Origin of the sequence: Azorhizobium oxalatiphilum (genome assembly GCF_014635325.1) — a bacterium.
GTDB lineage: Bacteria > Pseudomonadota > Alphaproteobacteria > Rhizobiales > Xanthobacteraceae > Azorhizobium > Azorhizobium oxalatiphilum.
On sequence record NZ_BMCT01000003.1, the window covers coordinates 280793 to 298380 of the forward strand.

Sequence of the window (17588 nt, forward strand, 5' to 3'; positions counted from 1 at the left end):
GACCCCCCACACGAAAAAGCGCCGCGCGATCTCTCGCGCGGCGCTTTTCTTATTTCGCGTCCGGAAAGGACAGCCGCTCAGGCGGCGCTGTCCTTGCGGGTGCCGGGCAGGCGCTTGTCGAGATAGCCGCCGACGATGCCCATCAGCTCTTCGGTCTTGCCGTCGAAGAAGTGGTTGGCGCCGGGGATGATCTGCTGCTCGATCACGATGCCCTTCTGCGTCTTCAGCTTCTCCACCAGCGTGCCGACGGCGGCGGTGGGCACCACCGCGTCCTTGTCGCCATGGACGAACAGGCCCGAGGACGGGCAGGGCGCCAGGAAGGAGAAGTCATAGAGGCTGGCCGGGGCGGCGATGGAGATGAAGCCCTCCACCTCCGGGCGGCGCATCAGCAGCTGCATGCCGATCCAGGCGCCGAAGGAGACGCCAGCGATCCAGCAGGCGCGCGCATCCGGGTTCACCGACTGCGCCCAGTCGAGCGCCGCGGCGGCATCGGCCAGCTCGCCGGTGCCGTGGTCGAACGAGCCCTGGCTGCGACCCACGCCACGGAAGTTGAAGCGCAGCACCGAGAAGCCACGGTTCACGAACTGGTAGTACAGATTGTACGTCACCGGATTGTTCATCGTCCCGCCGAACTGCGGGTGGGGATGAAGAATGATGGCGATGGGGGAATTGCGGGTCTTGGCGGGCTGATAGCGACCCTCGAGCCGCCCTTTTTCGCCAGTGAAGATGACTTCGGGCATGGGACGTGCAAGACCTCTAGGGGCGCATCCGCGAAGTCAGGGAAGCGTCTGTCGGGTGTGGCACCCCACAGCGACGCCCCTCGGAGCACATCTGCCAGCACGCTCACCCGATTTGAGGGCACCCGAAATCTCCGGGGACACCCAAAGTCTCACGGTTGGCTGGCGATGTCTTGACTCGGCCTGGACGCCGCCCTATCTATTTAGAATAATTCTAATTTATCCCGGCCAGCTGCGCACGGAAAGCGCTGCGTGACTGAGACGGGTGAAGTGGATCATATGGACGAGAACGGGTGCAATTGCAAGCCTCGCGTCTTGACCGTGAGTGCCGGAAGGCATTGCGGCGCGGGCCTCTGTCTTGGGTTCTGCCGTTCGGCGCCCGAGGGGTGCCGGTGATGGCCGAGGCGCGCGTTCATCTGGATCATAACGCAACGTCACCCCTGCGCCCCGAAGCCCGTGACGCGCTGATCGCCGCGCTGGAGGAGGGGGGCAATGCCTCTTCCGTGCACACGGGCGGACGCGCGGCGCGCGGGCGTCTGGAGACGGCGCGCAAGCAGGTGGCGGGGCTCGTCGGCGCGCAGATGCGCGGCGTGATGTTCACCTCCGGCGCCACCGAGGCCAATGCGCTGGCGCTGCATCCGGCCTGGGAGATCGCCGGCCGGCCGGTGACATGCGACGTGCTGCTGACCAGCGCCGTGGAGCATCCGGCGGTGCTGCGCGGCCATCGCTTCGCGGACGAGAACGTCGAAGTGCTGCCCGTGGATGCCACGGGAAGGCTTGATCTGGACGCCCTGTCGGCGCGTATCGCTGTCCATGCCGGCGCAGGGCGCAAGGCCATGGTGAGCCTGATGCTGGCGAACAACGAAACCGGCGTGATCCAGCCCGTGGCCGAGGCCGCCGCCCTCGTCCATGCGCAGGGCGGCATCATGCATTGCGACGCCGTGCAGGGGGCGGGCCGCCTGCCCATCCATATGGGCACGCTCGGGCTCGACCTCCTCTCGCTCTCCGCCCACAAGCTGGGCGGGCCGCAGGGGGCTGGCGCTCTGGTGGCGGCCCATGAGGATACCCGCCCGCTGGTTCCCCTGCTGCGGGGCGGCGGACAGGAGCGCAGCCGCCGGGGCGGCACCGAGAATGTGCCGGGCGCGGCCGGCTTCGGCGCGGCAGCGAAAGCGGCGCAGGACGTTTTGGACAAGGAAGCCTTGCGTCTGGCGCACTTGCGCGACCGGCTGGAAACGGAGATTGTCGCCGCGCTTCCCGAAACGGAGGTTGTCGGTTCCGGGGCCGCGCGCGTGGCCAACACGTCCTGCCTCGCCTTCGGTGGGCTGAAGGCGGAGACACTGGTTATCGCGCTCGACCTTTCCCACATAGCGGTCAGTGCCGGCTCGGCCTGTTCCTCAGGGAAGGTGGGCCCCTCGCATGTGCTGTCCGCCATGGGGCTGGACGATGCACGCGCCGGCGGGGCGATCCGCCTGTCGCTGGGCTGGTCGAGCACCGAACAGGATGTGGACCGGACGATCGCGGCCTTGCGCCGCGTGGTTCCGCAGGTCAGAAGCCGCTCCCTGAGGGCGGCCTAATTCGAATTGAGCGGTTTACCGCTCAGGGCAACGTGAATTGAGCGGTTTCCCGCTCGGAGGAACTTGACCCGCGGGCCTTGACCCCGCGCGGGAGAGGAGAGGAAAGATGCCAGCAGTCCAGGAGACGGTCGACCAGGTTCGATCCCTCGACGTCGATCAGTACAAGTACGGCTTCGTCACCGATATCGAGAGCGAGAAGGCCCCGAAGGGCCTCAGCGAGGATACGGTACGCTACATCTCGGCCAAGAAGAACGAGCCGGAATGGATGCTGGAGTGGCGGCTCGATGCCTATCGCCGCTGGCTGACCATGGAAGAGCCCACCTGGGCCCGCGTCAGCTATCCGAAGATCGATTTCCAGGACTATTACTACTACGCGCAGCCCAAGAAGCGGCCGCAGTCGCTGGACGAGATCGATCCCGAGATCCTCGCCACCTACGACAAGCTCGGCATTCCGCTGCGCGAGCGTGAAGCCCTGCTCGGCATCGAGAACCCCTCCCGCCCCATCGCGGTGGATGCGGTGTTCGATTCGGTGTCGGTGGCCACCACCTTCAAGGCCGAACTGGCCAAGCAGGGTGTGATCTTCTGCTCCATCTCGGAAGCCATCCGCGAGCATCCCGAGCTGGTGAAGCAGTATCTCGGCTCGGTCGTGCCGGTGTCGGACAATTTCTACGCCACGCTGAATACGGCGGTCTTCTCCGACGGCTCGTTCGTCTACATCCCCAAGGGCGTGCGCTGCCCCATGGAGCTGAGCACCTATTTCCGCATCAACGAGCGGAACACGGGCCAGTTCGAGCGCACCCTGATCATCGCCGATGAAGGCGCCTATGTGAGCTATCTGGAAGGCTGCACCGCCCCGCAGCGCGACGAGAACCAGCTCCATGCCGCTGTCGTCGAGCTGGTGGCGCTGAAGGATGCCGAGATCAAGTATTCCACCGTCCAGAACTGGTATCCCGGCGACAAGGACGGCAAGGGCGGCATCTACAATTTCGTCACCAAGCGCGGCGACTGCCGGGGCGACAATTCCAAGATCAGCTGGACGCAGGTGGAAACCGGCTCGGCCATCACCTGGAAGTATCCGTCCTGCATCCTGCGCGGCGACAACAGCCAGGGCGAGTTCTACTCCATCGCCATTTCCAACGGCTTCCAGCAGGTGGACAGCGGCACCAAGATGATCCACCTCGGCAAGAACACGTCGAGCCGGATCATCTCCAAGGGCATCGCGGCCGGGCGTTCGGAGAACACCTATCGCGGGCAGGTGACGGCCCATCGCCGGGCCACCAACTCGCGCAACTTCACCAACTGCGACTCGCTGCTGATCGGCGACAAGTGCGGCGCCCACACCGTGCCCTACATCGAGGCGAAGAATTCGTCGGCGGTGTTCGAGCACGAAGCCACCACGTCCAAGATCTCCGAAGACCAGCTGTTCTACTGCCTCCAGCGCGGCCTCTCGCCCGAGGAAGCGGTGGCGCTGATCGTCAACGGCTTCGTCAAGGACGTGCTGCAGCAGCTCCCCATGGAGTTCGCGGTGGAAGCCCAGAAGCTGATCTCCGTGAGCCTGGAAGGCTCGGTCGGCTGATCGCCTGAACCTTTTCCGCGCCAAGGTGCGGAAGCCCTTTTTCGCAGGCAGGACGGCCGGTGCGCGTCACGCGAACGGCGCACCCCTCCAGCCGGCAGATTAGAAATGGAAAGACGCCAATGGCCTTGCTCGAAATCAACAACCTGCATGCTTCCATCGAGGACAAGGAGATCCTGAAGGGTCTCAGCCTCTCGGTGAATGCTGGCGAGGTGCATGCGATCATGGGGCCGAACGGCTCCGGCAAGTCGACCCTGTCCTACGTCCTCTCCGGCAAGCCGGACTATGAAGTGACCGAAGGCACCGCCACGCTCGACGGCGTGGACCTGCTGGAGCTGGAAGCCGACGCGCGCGCCGCCGCCGGCCTGTTCCTGGCCTTCCAGTATCCGGTGGAAGTGCCCGGCGTCGCCACCATGACCTTCCTGCGCACCGCGCTGAACGCCCAGCGCCGCGCCCGCGGCGAGGACGAGCTGTCCACGCCGGACTTCCTGCGCATCGTCAAGGAGAAGGCCGCCCATCTCGGCATCTCGCAGGACATGCTGCGCCGTGGCGTGAACGTCGGCTTCTCCGGCGGCGAAAAGAAGCGCAACGAGATCCTCCAGATGGCCCTGCTGGAGCCGAAGGTGGCGATCCTCGACGAGACCGATTCCGGCCTCGACATCGACGCGCTCAAGATCGTCTCCGAAGGCGTGAACTCGCTGCGCTCCAAGGACCGCGCCATGGTGGTGATCACCCACTACCAGCGCCTGCTGGACCATATCGTGCCGGACTTCGTGCATGTGATGCACAAGGGTCGCATCGTACGCTCCGGCGGCAAGGAACTGGCGCTGGAACTGGAGGCCTCGGGCTATGCCGCCTATGGCCAGGACGCGGCGTGAGGGGACGGACATGAATGTCGTGACCCAGATCCGCACGGCGGCCGAGCAGGCGCTCGGCATCGCCGTCGAGCAGCGCACCGCCGCTGCCGAGGCGGGCCGGATCGGCGAACTGCGCCGCGCCGCCGCCACCGCCTTTGCCGCCAACGGCCTGCCCCACCGCCGGGTGGAGGAGTGGAAGTACACCGACCTGCGCGCCCTTCAGCGCGAGGCGGCTCCGCTCGCCGGCACCCCGGACGCCGCTGCCGTGGCTGCGGCCTCGGCGGACGTGATGAGCATTGAGGGTGCCCCGCGCATCCTGTTCGTCAACGGCACGCTGGTGGGCTCGGCCTCCGATCTCGCGCTGGGCGCGGGCATCACGGTGGAGCCGCTGGACGCGGCGCTGCGCGGCCCGCTGGCCGATCGCGTCGGCGCGCTCGCCCCGCAGCGCTATGACGGGCCGCTGGCCCTCAACACCGTCTTCCTCGGCTCCGGCCTCGTGGTGCGGGTTGCGGCCGGCGCCAAGATCGAAACCCCGCTGCACATCGCCAACGTCTTCACCGGCGCTGCCGCCTCCACCTATGGCCGCGTGGTCCTGGTGGTGGAGGAAGGCGCGGAGGTGACGCTGGTGGAGAGCTTCCAGGGTCCGGATGGCGTCGCCTACCAGACCAATTCGGCGCTGGAGCTGTTCGTGGGCGACGAGGCCCATGCGGATTACATCCGCGTGCAGGAGGAGGGCGATGCCGCGCTCCATCTGGCCACCCTGATGACGGAGATCGGCCGCAACGCCCAGCTCCACACCTTCAGCTTCACCAGCGGTGCCAAGGCTTCCCGCATCAGCCTCTACGGGCGGTTCGGCGGCCAGCATTCGCAGGCGGGCCTGAATGGCGTGAACCTGCTCAAGAACAAGCAGCATGCGGACGTGACCCTGCTGCTCGACCATGCCGTGCCCCATTGCGAGAGCCGCGAACTGTTCAAGTCCGTGCTGGCGGATGAGAGCCATGGCGTGTTCCAGGGCAAGATCGTGGTGCATCCCGACGCCCAGAAGACCGACGGCCGCATGATGAGCCGCGCGCTTCTGCTGGGCGAGACGGCGGAGATGGACAACAAGCCCGAGCTTGAGATCTTCGCCGACGACGTGCAGTGCGGCCATGGCGCGACCGTGGGCGATCTCGACGAGACCCTGCTGTTCTACCTCAAGGCCCGCGGCATCCCGCAGAAGGAGGCCGAGGCGCTCCTCGTGCAGGCTTTCGTCGGCGAGGCGCTGGAGCTGCTGGAGAACGAGACCCTGCGTGAGTTCCTGATCGCGCGTGCGGCCGCCTGGCTGGTCCGCCGGGCGGGTTGAGCGGGAAGGGCAGGGCCTTCTCTTCCCTTATGGGGGGAGGGGGCAACGCCGCTGTAACAGAAGACCGTCATGCCCGGGCTTGTCCCGGGCATCCACGTCGGGCCGACGGCGCAAGCCTCTGAAGGCTGTTCCTGGCCGCTGGGCGTGGATACCCGGGACAAGCCCGGGCATGACGGCCCGCATGGAGTGTGGGCGCTCTGAGCAACTTGATCCTTGGAGGCAGTTGTTTCACCGCCCGAAGGTGGACAGGACCGCTCCTGCGGACGGTCCCGAGAAGCATTCCAACCTGTTGTTTCATCGCAATTCCGGACGCAGACCCCATATACAGGTCCGCCGGAATTGCTTAGAGCCGGATCGGTCCGGATTGATCAATCCGAACCGTGAATCCGCCTCTGAAGGGCTGAGAGAGAACGCTCGGCGCGCCCGCCCGGAAAGGCAATTGCGATGACCAAGGAGCACCCGGCCGTGCACGGTTATGACGTGGAGAAGGTGCGCGCGGATTTCCCCGCGCTGGCGCTGGAGGTCCATGGCCATCCGCTCACCTATCTCGACAATGCCGCCTCCGCGCAGAAGCCCGTGCAGGTGCTGGACCGCATGCGCCGCGCCTATGAGCGCGAATATTCCAACGTCCATCGCGGCCTGCACTATCTCGCCAACGAGATGACCGAAGGCTTCGAGGCCGCCCGCGAGAGCGCCCGGCGCTTCCTCAACGCCGCCTCGCTGGACGAAATCATCTTCACCCGCTCCGGCACCGGCTCCATCAATCTGGTGGCCAACTCGCTCGGCCAGTCCATCGAGGCGGGCGACGAGATCGTGCTCTCCATCATGGAGCACCATTCCAACATCGTGCCCTGGCACTTCCTGCGCGAGCGCAAGGGCGCCGTGATCAAGTGGGCGCCGGTGCGCGAGGATGGCTCGTTCGATTTCGAGGCGTTCGAGCAGTTGCTCACGCCGCGCACCAAGATCGTCTCCATCACCCACATGTCCAACGTGCTCGGCACGGTGACGCCCATCAAGCAGATCGCCGCCGCCGCCCATCGGGTGGGCGCGAAGGTGGTGGTGGATGGCTGTCAGGCCAGCGTCCACATGCCGGTGGATGTGCGCGAGCTGGACGTCGATTTCTACGCCGTCACCGGCCACAAGCTCTACGGCCCCACCGGTATCGGCCTGCTCTATGGCAAGCGCGAATTGCTGGCTGAGATGCCTCCCTACGAGGGCGGCGGCGAGATGATCGGCGAAGTGAGCGAGGAGCGCATTACCTATGCCGCCCCGCCGCACCGCTTCGAGGCCGGCACCCCGCCCATCGTGCAGGCCATCGGCCTCGGCGCGGCGCTGGACTATATGGACCTGCTGGGCCGTGACGCCATCGCGGCCCATGAGCACGAGCTTTCGGTCTATGCCCATGAGGTGCTGGGCGGCATGAACAGCCTGCGCATCATCGGTACCGCGCCGGGCAAGGGCGCCATCGTCTCGTTCGAGGTGAAGGGCGCTCATCCCCACGACGTGGCGACCATCATCGATCGCTACGGCGTGGCCGTGCGGGCGGGTACCCATTGCGCTCAGCCGCTTTTGGCCCGATATGGCACCACAGCGACGTGCCGCGCGTCCTTCGCGCTCTACAACACGCGCGCCGACGTGGACCGCCTTGCGGCGGCGCTCGTCAAGGCGCAGGATTTGTTCTCATGACCGATACCGTGGCCAACGACACCCCCAACGCCCCCGAGGTGACGGCCTCCAGCATCCCGGAAGCCGAGCTGACGCGCATGACCGACGACATCGTCGGCGCGCTGAAGACCGTCTATGACCCGGAAATCCCGGTCGACATCTACGAGCTGGGCCTCATCTACAAGGTGGACATCGGCGACGACCGCACGGTTGCCGTCGAGATGACGCTCACCACCCCCAACTGCCCCGCCGCCGCCGAGCTGCCGAGCATGGTGGAGAGCGCAGTCGCCATGGTGGGCGGCGTTGCCGACGTGAAGGTGGAGATCACCTTCGACCCGCCGTGGGATCAGGGCCGCATGTCCGAGGAAGCCCGCGCCACCCTCAACCTCTGGTGAGGCGATGAGCGGGCCGTCCCGTCCGCCGCCCGTGACGCGGGTGGTGGAGACGGGCCTCTATGTGGACGATCTCGCCCGCGCGAGCGCCTTCTACGAGGGCGTTCTGGGCCTCGCGCCCATGCTCGCGGACGCCCGCTTCCGCGCCTATCCGCTGGGCGACACCGTGCTGCTGCTGTTCCTGCGCGGCACGGCGCTGGAGACCATCCATTTGCCCGGCGGTACCATTCCGCCCCACGACGGCTCCGGCCCGCTGCATTTCGCCCTCGCGGTGGCGGAAGCCGACATCCCGGCATGGCGGGCGCATCTGGCCGCCCACGGGATCGCCATCGAGGGCGAGACGCAATGGCCCAAAGGCGCCACCAGCCTTTATTTCCGCGATCCCGACGGTCATCTGGTGGAGCTGGTGAGCCCCGGCCTCTGGGCGAACTACTGAGATTCAAGCCCGGCGCCAGCAGGGGCGGGCAATCTGCGTCACGAGCCGAAGCGCCATGCGGCAATCCGTCTTGCCCTTGCCGTCTTCCATGCCCATTTTAGACAGGCAACGTATCCGCCGGCCTTGAACCGGCGCGGTTCGGAGAGAATTCATGGCCCCGCGTCCCCGTCCCCCCGTCATGCGCATCACGGAAGCTGCCGCCACGCGCGTGCAGCAGATCATGTCCCGCACCGAGCCGCCGCCGCTGGCGCTGCGGGTGGGGGTGAAGAATGGCGGCTGCGCCGGCATGTCCTACACCATGGAATACGCCTCCGAGATCCGCCCCACCGACGAGGTGGTGGAGGACAAGGGCGTGAAGGTGATCGTGGACCCCAAGGCGGTGCTGTTCCTGCTCGGCACCGAGATGGATTACAAGACCGACAAGCTCTCGGCCCAGTTCGTCTTCCGCAATCCCAACGAGACCTCGGCCTGCGGCTGCGGCGAATCGGTCGCCATCACGCCGGCCAGTGAAGAGGCTTTTGTGGGCTGATTTCCGGCCCGTCCGGCAGGTTCTTCTTCCATCTGAAAGTTGTAATCCGCAATCCATGATTGCGAAAATGCTCCCGCGCGCGGATGATCACGCAGGAGCATGCCTGTCCATCAAATGATGGATGACGAACGCGTCATTCCTCGTCACAAGGCGGCTCGCTTTTCTTGAGGGCACGTCCGGCTTTGCTTGCATCGTAATCAAAGCCGGAAAAACGTTCTCTCATTCAGAGATAGAGCCGGACTCCCGGATCAGGTTGATCTGCTCCGATCCGGCTCGGGGGAGCCTGACATGACGCCGTCCTTCATTGCCGCGATCCTGGAATCGCGGATTTTCTTCGTCTTCGCCCGTATTGTGCTCACCTTCGTCTTCTGGGGCGCGGCGCTGGGCAAGATCGCCGACTATCCCGGCGCGCTCGCCGAGATGGCCCATTTCGGCCTTAACCCGCCCGCCGTATGGGCGCCGCTGGTCATCGTCACGCTGCTGGTGGGCGCGGTGCTGGTGATCGTGAACCGCTTCGCCTGGCTCGGCTGCGGCATCCTCGCTGCCTTCACCCTGCTGACCATCCCGATCGCCCATCCGTTCTGGACCATGCAGGGCCTACAGGCGATCATCGAGTTCCACTTCGTGTGCGAGCACATCACGGTCATCGGCGCGCTGATGATGGCGGCCATCCTGTGCCATCGCGAGGCCCCCGCCCGCGCCCGCCTGCGGGCACCGCTGCGCACGGTCTGAGGGCTGAAGCGTCACATTGCGTCAACTTGAGCGGGGCCGGGCCGGTTTTCCACCGTCCCGGCGCCCTTCGGCCCGTTCCCTCGCCGCGCGAACGCCCTTATGGTGCGGGCGCGTGCGGACGTGGCGAAATCGGTAGACGCAAGGCACTTAAAATGCCTCGGCCTCTGGTCATGCGGGTTCGAGTCCCGCCGTCCGCACCACCGCGAGCCTTGCGCGTGTCGCCGGGGTAGGGCGTTATGGTAGCCGGACGCCATTGCCGATCCTTTGTGCAGCCGCGTGCTATTGAGCGTCTGCTTCGCAGTTGCAATCGCCCGGCGGACAGTCCAAGGACGAATGGCATGCCATTCGTGTCGGCCGCGTGCCGGCGGCACGGAGGGGCTCCCGCCCGTCCCGGACCTTCCCTTCATGACACGCGCCGCCGATCCCGTGCCTCACACGCCGCCCGGACCCTCCGCCGCGCGGGCCACGCTGGCCGGCTTCTGCGCCGCGCTGGTGGGCGTGGGTATCGCCCGCTTCGGCTATACGCCGCTCATCCCGCTGCTGATTTCCCAGCACTGGTTCGAGGCCGGACAGGCGGCCTATCTCGGCGCCTTCAATCTGCTGGGCTATCTCGCCGGTGCGCTGCTGGCCGATCCGCTCGCCCGCCGCCTGCCCCTGCCGCTGGTGCTGCGCGCCTCCATGATCGCCTCCGCCATCGGCATGCTGGCCTGCGCGTGGCACGCGCCGTTCGGCTGGTTCGTGCTGTGGCGGGTGGTGACGGGCGTGTCCGGCGGCATCCTCACCGTGCTGGCGCCGGCGGCGGTGCTGTCGCGCATTCCCTTCCACCGGCAGGGGGCGGTGGGCGGCATATTGTTCGGCGGCGTGGGGCTCGGCATCGTCGCCTCGGGCACGCTGGTGCCCCTGCTCATGCGCTTCGGCCTGTCGGAGACCTGGCTCGGCCTCGGCTTCATCTGCGTCATCGGCGTTCTGGCGGCCTGGAACGGCTGGCCGGAGGTGCGCCGCGCGCCGGTGGCGGCGGTGGAGGGCACCCGCCCGGGGCGCAATCCGCGCCTCTGGATCGTGATCGTCTGCTACGGGCTGAACGGTCTCGGCTTCGTGCCCTTCATGCTGTTCCTGGTGGACATGATCGCCCGCGGGCGCGGCTTCGGCATCGATGCCGGCGCTTTGTGCTGGGTGGTGTTCGGCCTTGCCGCGCTGGCCGGGCCGATGGTGTGCGGCTGGTTCGCCGACAAGATGGGCATCGATATCGCGCTGCCGCTCGCCTTCGCCTTGCAGGCGGGAGCGGCGGCGCTGGTGGTGGCGCCGGTGCCGTTCTGGCTGACCCTGGTTGGCGCGGCGGTGATCGGCGTGTTCGTGCCCGGCATCGTGCCGCTGGTTCTGGGGCGGGTGCGCGATGCGCTGCCCGGCGATCCTCGCAGGCAGGCACGCGGCTGGACCGCATGCACCGCCATGCTGGCGCTCAGCACGGCGGCGGGCGGCTATGGCATGTCAGCACTGTTCGCGCGCGGCGTGGGCTACGACGTGCTGTTCTTGCTCGGGGCGCTGGCCATCGTGCTGGCGCTGGCGCTGGATCTCGCAGGGCTCGCTTTCGCGCGCCGGCGCTAGAGCGCTTCCGTATCCGCCGCTCAGGCGGCGCGCGGATAGGCCGAGGCGTCGGGCGGCGCGTCGGCGGGCTTCTGCAGGGCGGCGAAGGCGCGGGTCTGGACGAGGCTCGCCAGTTCCAGCCATTCGGTGGCCCAGGCCATGGCCGATTGCTGGAGGAAGGCGGATTGCCGCCCCGCCAGATTGGCCGGCCCATCTTCGCGGGCGAGCGCGGTGAAGACGTTCATCTGTTCCTGAACCTGCCCGGCGACGAATTTCTGCAGGTGGCTCGTCACCGCCATGGGGGTCTCCAGCCAGAAGGCCTGAACCCCGGAGATGGGCCAGCTGCCGGGCAGCGGCGGGGTAGGGAAGGCGCCGGGCTGATATGCGCCCGACTGGAATTTGGCCCAGTGCGCAGCCCATTGGTCCTGCATGGAGCGCACGCTGTCTTGCACCGAGGATGCTGAAGTGGAAGCGTCGGTCATGGCCGGTCCTCCATGTGGAGAGGGGGCAATCTAGCACAACCGGCGGCTGAAGACTTGCGCGGAATCATGGTGGGCCTGCCGGGCGTCACCATATCCTGAGACAGGTCGGCGCGAACGGCCGCCCGGAGCCGAGGGAGAGATGTCATGAGCGAGATGTCCAGAGCCCTGAAGCTGCCCCATGCCTTCAGGGAAGTGCGCCTTGAGCTGGCGCGCGAGAAGGACCACCCGCAAGGGGCGCGCAATTTCGGCTATATGTTCGTGGCGCCGCTGGACGAGAACGGCCAGATCGAGCCCGAGCTGTGGGCCGCCCATCGCGACGCCTGCCGCGTGGTGCGCTTCCGCCCGAAGGAGGCGGACGACAAGGGCCATCTGGTGCGCCGCCCCGGCGGCAGCTGGGCCTTCCGCTATGATATTTCCGGCGATGAGGACGACGAGGCCGGCTACCGCTTCAACGACGAGCGCTTCCAGGTGGGCGAGTATGTCTCCATCCGCGAGGATGAGGAGTTCCACACCTTCCGCGTGGTGTCGGTGGAGCCGGTGTGAGCATGCGCAGGGGTGGCGCTCCGATCCGGTCTCGGAGCGCGCTCCGGCTGTGCGGCCGGGGAGACGATTGGACGTCAGGTTCCGTCAGTTCACCTGCACCAGCTTCAGCAGCGTGCGCATCGCCGGGTGATCGTGCAGGTGATGCTGATAATAGAAGCTCCATCGGTTGCTCTTCGGATCGCGCAAGCCGACGGTGACGGCCGTGTGGCCGTGGCCGAACGGAGCTCTGTCCACATAAGCATAGGGGTCGACGATATGTTGATCCGTCCCCTCCTGCTTCAGCATCCGGACCTGTTCGCGGCGTTGAGGGTCAGGCGTGTCGCTCTTCGACTCGATTCCTTGCGCGTTTGCATGTGCAACCCGGACGACGCCCTGCGGCGAAGGCTGGCCGATGCCGAACGTGCAGCCGTCCATATTGGCGGTGAACATGACGTCGGCTGCGCGTTCCAGCACGATGGCGTGCACGAAATCGTTCGAGTAGGGGCAGATATAGGCCTTGAAGGCCCCCTCGCTCTTCTGCGTGCTCGGCCGGACAATCACGAGTTTCGCCGGTACTGATTTCTGCGAAGGCGCTGACGTGAAGCAACAGAATGACTTGCTTTTAACGTTCTTGATCCGGACGAGGCTTGTATACGACAGGTTCGTCCATGCCAGCTCCACATAAACAGTTCTGTCCTTGTTCAGCTTTTCCTTTTTTGGATTTTGGAGCTTGGGGTCTACGAGCAATATATTCTTCTCCAGGAATGCAACATCCATCGTCAATGATCTCCAGAAATACAGTCAGCAATGCAACTGTCAAAGGAGAGAACGATAGGGTTCTTCCCGCCTGGAGGTAAAGGTGTGGTTTGCGGGCATGCGGCGAAAATCCGCGCCCGGCGGATCGCCGGACGCGGGGAGAGCCTTCGCTCAATAAATCGCGGTCGCTCAGTGGCTCTTGTATTCCGCCGTGCCGCCGGACATGGCGAACTCCTCCTCGGGGGAGAGCACCAGCTTGTGGCGGCCGATGAGGGCGAAATAGGCAATGCCGATGGCAAACCAGATCGCCACCCCGATCACGCCCGCCCGGTAGATGGGGTCGGAGAGCTGGAAGTAGATCGTCACCAGCGCGATCACGATGGTGGCCACTGCGCCGGGAATGCCGAACGGGCTTTTGTAGGGGCGGGAGATGTGGGGCATGTTCCGCCGCATCAGGATGAAGGAAATGGCCTGCATCACATAGGACAGCATGGCGCCGAACACCGCCATGTTGAGCAGCGTGCCACCAATGGCGGCAGCCCCCGCTTCCGCGCCCAGCGAGAACCAGATCGCCAGCATGATCACGAGGCCGACGATGGCGCCCGCCGCCATGGCGACATGCGGCGTCTTGCGCGAGCCGTGGGTGATGGAGAGGCCGCGCGGGAAGTAGCCGGCGCGGGAGAGCGAATAGATCTGCCGCCCCTGCGCATAGATGATGGTGTGGAAGGAGGCGATGAGCCCGATCACCGCCACCAGCGCCAGCAGGCTGGCGATGCCGGTGCCGTAGATGGCCTTGAAGCCGTCCAGCAGCGGTTCCAGCGAGGTGGAGAGGCCGAAGGCGCCGTTGGCGACGGACGCATTCAGCCACAGGATCATGAAGGCGGAGACGATGAGGGTGGAGATGCCGGCGATGATGCCCTTGGGCATGTCGGTGGCGGGATCCACCGACTCTTCCGCCGCCAGCGGCAGTTGTTCGATGGCAAGGAACAGCCAGACCGCGAAGGGCAAGGCCGCCAGCGCGCCGCCGATGCCGAAGGGCAGGAAGGGGCCGCCGCCGTTGGGCAGTTCCACCGCCGCGCCATCCGGGCCGACGCCCATATTGAGCGCCCAGCGGGAGAAGTTCATGACCGGAATGGCCGAGACCCAGAAGGCCACGAGACAGGCCAGCGCGGCCAGCGTGACCACCAGCGTGACCTTGAACGACAGCTCAACACCGACGACGTTCAGGCCCACGAAGATGATGTAGCCGAAGATCCAGTAGACCGGCTGGAAGGCGGGTGGCGTGCCGAAGATGGAGCCCATGTAGGAGCCGATGAAGGACACCACGACGGCGGGGGTGATCACATACTCCACATTCTCGCACAGGCCGGTGACGAAGCCGCCCCATGGCCCCATGGTGGTGCGGGCGAAGGAATAGGCGGCACCCGTGTGGGGCAGGGCGGGGGACATTTCGGCAATCGAGAAGGTGAGGCCGAGATACATGATGGCGATGATGATGGCGGCGATGAACATGCCGCCCCATCCGCCCGAGGCGATGCCGAGGTTCCAGCCGGAGAAATGGCCGGAGATGACGGCGCCGACGCCCAGCGCCCAGAGGGACCAGACGCGGGCGTGCCGCTTCAATTTGCGCTGCTCGAAATAGGCTGTGTCGACGGTGGTGTAGCTGACGCCGGTGGATGACCGGTTTGCCGTGCTGTCGCTCATGACGAGACCTCCGCGTGGCGCGGGCACCCCGCCCAAACGGCGGGAATATCCCCGGTTGCATCAGGCAAGTTCTGTGCCGCCGCTGGGGCAGGCAGGATATGCCGTTGCGTCAGGTGTGGCGAGGGGGATGCGGGGCGCAGAGCTTGAGGTGGGGCGTCTGCGAGCGAGCAACTGGCCCCTCTCTTAGCTGCGGGGGGAACTGCAAGCACGGCCGCCCCGCCAGCACAACGGATCCCCTCTCCCGCTTGCGGGGGAGGGCTAGGGAGGGGGCCGCGCGAAGCGCGGGGGGCGGGACATGGGTTCGCGGACCGACCGCCAGCGGAGCGCGTCCCGCCGCCTGCGGCGGCGCCCCCTCCCAACCCTCCCCTCCAAGCGGGAGAGGGCTTTCCGCCCTCACCCCAGCCGCAGCGGCGGCTTCCCCTCCACCAAAAAGTCGTCGCTCTCGTCCTTCAGATCCACGCCGGTCAGTCCGCGCCGAAACGCTTCCTTCAGCAGCCAGGCCAGCTTGAAGGCGGCGGCGGCGTGGGAGAGCCCTTCCGCGCGCACGTTGGAAATGCAGTTGCGCACCGCATCGGAGAGGCCCACCCGAGGCCCGAGCGTCAGGTACAGCCCGAGACTGTCCGGCGAGGAGAGGCCGGGCCGCTCGCCGATCATCACCAGCACCGCGCGGGCGTTGAGCAGGGCGCCGGCCTCGTCGCCCAGCGCCACGCGCGCCTCGCGGGCGATCACCACCGGCGGGGTGGTCCAGCCTTCCTGCGCGATCCACGGTTTCAGCGCGGCGAGGAAGGGCACCGCCTGCGCATGCACCGCCGCCGAGGAGAGGCCATCGGCCACCACCAGCGCGAGATCCACCGCAGGCGCGCTCCGGGCCCCGAGCAAAGCGCGGCTCTCCTCGCCGAGCTTCCGGCCGAGATCGGGGCGGCGCAGATAGGTGTCGCGGGCAGGCGCCGCGCTCGCCACCTCCAGCGTTTCGAAGCCGAGCCCGCGCACCTGTTCGGCGGTCGCCGCAGCGTCGAAGGGCGTGTGCACGGCATCGCGCGCCTGCGCATGGGCCAAAGCGAACTTCAGCACCTCTTCCGTGGGCAGGCTGGCGCCGGTGCGGCCCAGCGCGATGCGGGCGGGGGTGTGGCGGGCGAGGCCCGACCACGGGTCGCGGGGCGGATGGGCGCTCACGCTGCACGCTCCTTGGCGAAGCCCAGCAGCGGATGCGCACCGGAGGAGGGCAGCAGGCGTCCGTCGGCGCCGGTGATGGCCATGCGCTCCAGCCACGCCTCGAATTCCGGCGCGCGCTTCGCCCCGAACACCTCGCGCACATAGAGCGCATCATGGAAGGAGGTGGACTGGTAATTGAGCATCACGTCATCGGCGCCGGGAATGCCCATGATGTAGGTCACGCCCGCCGCCGCCAGCAAGGTGAGCAGGGTGTCCATGTCGTCCTGATCGGCCTCGGCATGGTTGGTGTAGCAGACGTCCACGCCCAGCGGCACGCCGAGCAACTTGCCGCAGAAATGGTCCTCCAGACCGGCGCGGATGATCTGCTTGCCGTCATAGAGATATTCCGGCCCGATGAAGCCGACCACGGTGTTGACGAGCAGCGGCTCAAACACCCGCGCCACCCCATAGGCGCGGGCTTCCAGCGTCTGCTGGTCCACGCCGTGATGGGCATCGGCGGAAAGCGCGGAGCCCTGTCCGGTCTCGAAATACATGGCGTTCTGGCCCACCGTGCCGCGCTTCAGCGAGCGGGCGGCGTCCGTGCCTTCCTTCAGCACGGCAAGGTCGATGCCGAAGGAGCGGTTGGCGCCCTCGGTACCGGCGATGGACTGGAACACCAGATCCACCGGCGCGCCCCGGTTCATCAGCTCTATGGAGGAGGTGACGTGGGTGAGGATGCAGCTCTGGGTGGGGATCTCGAAGCGCTCGATCACCTCGGCGGTGAGCTTGATCAGCTTGTCCAGCACGGGGAGGCTGTCGGAGGCCGGGTTGATGCCGATCACCGCATCGCCGCAGCCATAGAGCAGGCCGTCCAGCATGGCGGCGGAGATGCCGGCGGGATCGTCCGTGGGGTGGTTGGGCTGGAGGCGCACCGCCAGCGTGCCCGGCAGGCCGATGGTGTTGCGGAAGCGCGTCACCACCCGGCACTTCTTCGCTACCAGAATAAGGTCCTGATTGCGCATGAGTTTCGAGACGGCGGCGACCATCTCCGGCGTCAGGCCGGGGGCGAGGCGGGCGAGCGCCGGGCCATCCGCCGCATCCGAGAGCAGCCAGTCGCGGAAATCGCCTACGGTGAAGGCAGATACGGGGGCGAAGGCGGCCTGGTCGTGGCCGTCGATGATGAGGCGCGTCACCTCGTCGGTCTCGTAGGGCACGAGCACCTGCGTGAGGAAGGTCTTCAGCGGCACCTCGGCCAGCGCCATCTTGGCGGCGACATTCTCTTCCGCCGTGGCGGCGGCGATGCCGGCCAGCATGTCGCCGGAGCGGGGCGGCGTGGCCTTGGCCATGAGATCCTTCAGGTCCGCAAAGGCATATCTGCGGCTCCCCACCTGATGGACATAGGTCATGATGGCCTCCTCGCGTGTCCGGCGTCCTCGCCGGGCATGCAATCGCCGTGCCCGGTGCGCGCAGCTTACAGGTGCCGGGCGGGGCGGGCCAAGGGTGGGCGACACTGCTGCCTCAAGCGCCGAATCCGGCTCTAGTGCGGGAAAG

General features: G+C 66.8%; 17 protein-coding genes and 1 tRNA gene. 12 read left to right on the forward strand and 6 right to left on the reverse strand.

Annotation, left to right across the window (positions count from 1 at the left end; all coding sequences use genetic code 11):
- Positions 1–77 precede the first annotated feature (77 nt).
- Complete coding sequence (locus IEW24_RS13250) at positions 78–740, reverse strand: alpha/beta hydrolase (protein WP_188579271.1); 663 nt, start codon at positions 738–740, stop codon at positions 78–80.
- 392 nt (positions 741–1132) lie between these two features.
- Between IEW24_RS13250 and IEW24_RS13255 the strand changes: the two genes are divergently transcribed.
- From IEW24_RS13255 to IEW24_RS13305, 11 genes are all read left to right on the forward strand, one after another.
- Positions 1133–2311 carry a cysteine desulfurase family protein gene (locus tag IEW24_RS13255; protein ID WP_188579274.1) on the forward strand — a complete coding sequence of 393 codons (1179 nt, stop codon included), beginning with the start codon at positions 1133–1135 and terminating at the stop codon, positions 2309–2311.
- 106 nt (positions 2312–2417) lie between these two features.
- Positions 2418–3887, forward strand: coding sequence for a Fe-S cluster assembly protein SufB (gene sufB, locus IEW24_RS13260; RefSeq protein ID WP_188579276.1), 1470 nt, complete (start codon positions 2418–2420; stop codon positions 3885–3887).
- Between the two features lie 119 nt (positions 3888–4006).
- The gene (gene sufC, locus IEW24_RS13265) at positions 4007–4762 is read left to right on the forward strand and encodes a Fe-S cluster assembly ATPase SufC (protein WP_188579278.1); all 756 of its coding nucleotides are present in this window, start codon (positions 4007–4009) and stop codon (positions 4760–4762) included.
- A 10-nt stretch (positions 4763–4772) separates the two neighbouring features.
- Positions 4773–6083 carry a Fe-S cluster assembly protein SufD gene (gene sufD, locus IEW24_RS13270; RefSeq protein WP_188579280.1) on the forward strand — a complete coding sequence of 437 codons (1311 nt, stop codon included), beginning with the start codon at positions 4773–4775 and terminating at the stop codon, positions 6081–6083.
- Between the two features lie 444 nt (positions 6084–6527).
- On the forward strand, positions 6528–7769 hold the full coding sequence (locus IEW24_RS13275) for a cysteine desulfurase (protein WP_188579282.1): 1242 nt from the start codon (positions 6528–6530) through the stop codon (positions 7767–7769).
- On the forward strand, positions 7766–8143 hold the full coding sequence (locus IEW24_RS13280; RefSeq protein WP_188579284.1) for an SUF system Fe-S cluster assembly protein: 378 nt from the start codon (positions 7766–7768) through the stop codon (positions 8141–8143). Before IEW24_RS13275 ends, IEW24_RS13280 begins: the two co-directional genes overlap by 4 nt.
- Positions 8144–8147: 4 nt before the next feature.
- The gene (locus IEW24_RS13285; protein WP_188579286.1) at positions 8148–8576 is read left to right on the forward strand and encodes a VOC family protein; all 429 of its coding nucleotides are present in this window, start codon (positions 8148–8150) and stop codon (positions 8574–8576) included.
- 151 nt (positions 8577–8727) lie between these two features.
- The gene (locus tag IEW24_RS13290) at positions 8728–9105 is read left to right on the forward strand and encodes a HesB/IscA family protein (RefSeq protein ID WP_188579288.1); all 378 of its coding nucleotides are present in this window, start codon (positions 8728–8730) and stop codon (positions 9103–9105) included.
- A 288-nt stretch (positions 9106–9393) separates the two neighbouring features.
- Positions 9394–9837 carry a DoxX family protein gene (locus tag IEW24_RS13295; protein ID WP_188579290.1) on the forward strand — a complete coding sequence of 148 codons (444 nt, stop codon included), beginning with the start codon at positions 9394–9396 and terminating at the stop codon, positions 9835–9837.
- A gap of 114 nt (positions 9838–9951) precedes the next feature.
- A tRNA-Leu gene (locus IEW24_RS13300) sits at positions 9952–10037 on the forward strand.
- Positions 10038–10242: 205 nt separating this feature from the next.
- Positions 10243–11442, forward strand: coding sequence for a YbfB/YjiJ family MFS transporter (locus IEW24_RS13305; RefSeq protein ID WP_188579292.1), 1200 nt, complete (start codon positions 10243–10245; stop codon positions 11440–11442).
- Positions 11443–11462: 20 nt separating this feature from the next.
- Here the strand turns inward: IEW24_RS13305 and IEW24_RS13310 are convergent, their stop codons facing one another.
- A complete protein-coding gene (locus IEW24_RS13310) occupies positions 11463–11903 on the reverse strand; it encodes a hypothetical protein (protein WP_188579294.1) in 441 nt (146 codons plus the stop codon).
- Positions 11904–12047: 144 nt separating this feature from the next.
- On the opposite strand from IEW24_RS13310, the gene IEW24_RS13315 reads away from it, so the two are divergent.
- Positions 12048–12446 carry a hypothetical protein gene (locus tag IEW24_RS13315; protein ID WP_188579296.1) on the forward strand — a complete coding sequence of 133 codons (399 nt, stop codon included), beginning with the start codon at positions 12048–12050 and terminating at the stop codon, positions 12444–12446.
- An 84-nt stretch (positions 12447–12530) separates the two neighbouring features.
- Here the strand turns inward: IEW24_RS13315 and IEW24_RS13320 are convergent, their stop codons facing one another.
- From IEW24_RS13320 to IEW24_RS13335, 4 genes are all read right to left on the reverse strand, one after another.
- On the reverse strand, positions 12531–13202 hold the full coding sequence (locus IEW24_RS13320) for a hypothetical protein (protein WP_188579297.1): 672 nt from the start codon (positions 13200–13202) through the stop codon (positions 12531–12533).
- Positions 13203–13370: 168 nt separating this feature from the next.
- A complete protein-coding gene (locus tag IEW24_RS13325) occupies positions 13371–14885 on the reverse strand; it encodes an amino acid permease (RefSeq protein ID WP_188579300.1) in 1515 nt (504 codons plus the stop codon).
- 393 nt (positions 14886–15278) lie between these two features.
- On the reverse strand, positions 15279–16058 hold the full coding sequence (gene eutC / locus IEW24_RS13330) for an ethanolamine ammonia-lyase subunit EutC (RefSeq protein WP_188579303.1): 780 nt from the start codon (positions 16056–16058) through the stop codon (positions 15279–15281).
- Positions 16055–17443 (reverse strand): ethanolamine ammonia-lyase subunit EutB, encoded by a 1389-nt coding sequence (locus tag IEW24_RS13335; protein ID WP_188579305.1) that lies wholly within the window; start codon positions 17441–17443, stop codon positions 16055–16057. Before IEW24_RS13335 ends, eutC begins: the two co-directional genes overlap by 4 nt.
- Between the last annotated feature and the right edge of the window lie 145 nt (positions 17444–17588).

What these genes read in the sequence shown, in the direction of transcription:
- IEW24_RS13250 (WP_188579271.1), bottom strand. Translation starts at nt 740, where the DNA reads ATGCCCGAAGTCATCTTCACTGGCGAAAAAGGGCGGCTCGAGGGTCGC.
- IEW24_RS13255 (WP_188579274.1), top strand. Translation starts at nt 1,133, where the DNA reads ATGGCCGAGGCGCGCGTTCATCTGGATCATAACGCAACGTCACCCCTG.
- sufB (WP_188579276.1), top strand. Translation starts at nt 2,418, where the DNA reads ATGCCAGCAGTCCAGGAGACGGTCGACCAGGTTCGATCCCTCGACGTC.
- sufC (WP_188579278.1), top strand. Translation starts at nt 4,007, where the DNA reads ATGGCCTTGCTCGAAATCAACAACCTGCATGCTTCCATCGAGGACAAG.
- sufD (WP_188579280.1), top strand. Translation starts at nt 4,773, where the DNA reads ATGAATGTCGTGACCCAGATCCGCACGGCGGCCGAGCAGGCGCTCGGC.
- IEW24_RS13275 (WP_188579282.1), top strand. Translation starts at nt 6,528, where the DNA reads ATGACCAAGGAGCACCCGGCCGTGCACGGTTATGACGTGGAGAAGGTG.
- IEW24_RS13280 (WP_188579284.1), top strand. Translation starts at nt 7,766, where the DNA reads ATGACCGATACCGTGGCCAACGACACCCCCAACGCCCCCGAGGTGACG.
- IEW24_RS13285 (WP_188579286.1), top strand. Translation starts at nt 8,148, where the DNA reads ATGAGCGGGCCGTCCCGTCCGCCGCCCGTGACGCGGGTGGTGGAGACG.
- IEW24_RS13290 (WP_188579288.1), top strand. Translation starts at nt 8,728, where the DNA reads ATGGCCCCGCGTCCCCGTCCCCCCGTCATGCGCATCACGGAAGCTGCC.
- IEW24_RS13295 (WP_188579290.1), top strand. Translation starts at nt 9,394, where the DNA reads ATGACGCCGTCCTTCATTGCCGCGATCCTGGAATCGCGGATTTTCTTC.
- IEW24_RS13305 (WP_188579292.1), top strand. Translation starts at nt 10,243, where the DNA reads ATGACACGCGCCGCCGATCCCGTGCCTCACACGCCGCCCGGACCCTCC.
- IEW24_RS13310 (WP_188579294.1), bottom strand. Translation starts at nt 11,903, where the DNA reads ATGACCGACGCTTCCACTTCAGCATCCTCGGTGCAAGACAGCGTGCGC.
- IEW24_RS13315 (WP_188579296.1), top strand. Translation starts at nt 12,048, where the DNA reads ATGAGCGAGATGTCCAGAGCCCTGAAGCTGCCCCATGCCTTCAGGGAA.
- IEW24_RS13320 (WP_188579297.1), bottom strand. Translation starts at nt 13,202, where the DNA reads ATGGATGTTGCATTCCTGGAGAAGAATATATTGCTCGTAGACCCCAAG.
- IEW24_RS13325 (WP_188579300.1), bottom strand. Translation starts at nt 14,885, where the DNA reads ATGAGCGACAGCACGGCAAACCGGTCATCCACCGGCGTCAGCTACACC.
- IEW24_RS13335 (WP_188579305.1), bottom strand. Translation starts at nt 17,443, where the DNA reads ATGACCTATGTCCATCAGGTGGGGAGCCGCAGATATGCCTTTGCGGAC.